Consider the following 801-nt stretch of genomic DNA (forward strand, 5'->3'; position numbering starts at 1 on the left):
TTCAAGTTATTATGATTTTAAGCAGCGTGTGACATCAATTAAACTTGAAGAGGTGCAACTTAGGTCAACGATTAATGAGTTATTTTCACTCAGTCGTGGAGCTGCTGGTAGCCGCATGTTGGTGGCGATGCTAAAAGACGCTGACTTACCTGTTGGCGTCTTTAAGGTACGCCGTATCATGCGTGACATGGGATTGGTCTGTAAACAACCTGGGCCTCATTCATATAAATTAGCGAAGGGGGAGCGACCAGACATTCCAAACAGACTTAACCGTGAATTTGAAGTAAATAGCCCAAACCAAGTTTGGTGTGGGGATATTACGTATATTTGGACGGGCAAGAAATGGTCGTATTTGGCTGTTATTATTGACTTATTTGCTCGTCGTGTGGTTGGCTGGGCAATGTCTGATAAGCCTGATACTGACTTAGTTATTAAAGCATTAGATAGAGCATACGAACAACGAGGCAAGCCATCTGGGCTGATGTTTCATTCAGACCAAGGGAGTCAATACAGCGCAAAAAGGTTTCAACAAAGGCTGTGGCGTTACCGTATAAAACAAAGTATGAGTCGCCGAGGGAATTGCTGGGATAATGCCCCGATGGAGCGCCTATTTAGAAGTTTAAAAACAGAATGGGTTCCCTCATTGGGTTATCGTAATTATCAAGAAGCTGAAAAAGATATTAGCTATTATTTGATGAATTACTATAACTGGCGCAGGCCGCATAGCCACAACCAAATGGTTGCCCCTGGAGTAGCCGAAGAAAAACTTAATTCACTGTCCGGAATTAGCTGACCACAACA

Annotated in this window: 1 protein-coding gene; it reads left to right on the forward strand. The window is 43.1% G+C overall.

Translation table 11 applies throughout. From position 1 onward, the window contains the following. The coding region (locus AAEY68_RS20680) for an IS3 family transposase (protein WP_350586787.1) at positions 1-793 on the forward strand (793 nt) is incomplete at its 5' end. Positions 794-801: the final 8 nt, after the last annotated feature.

Source organism: Pseudoalteromonas sp. RB2-MNA-CIBAN-0110 (assembly GCF_040309305.1).
GTDB lineage: Bacteria > Pseudomonadota > Gammaproteobacteria > Enterobacterales > Alteromonadaceae > Pseudoalteromonas > Pseudoalteromonas arctica.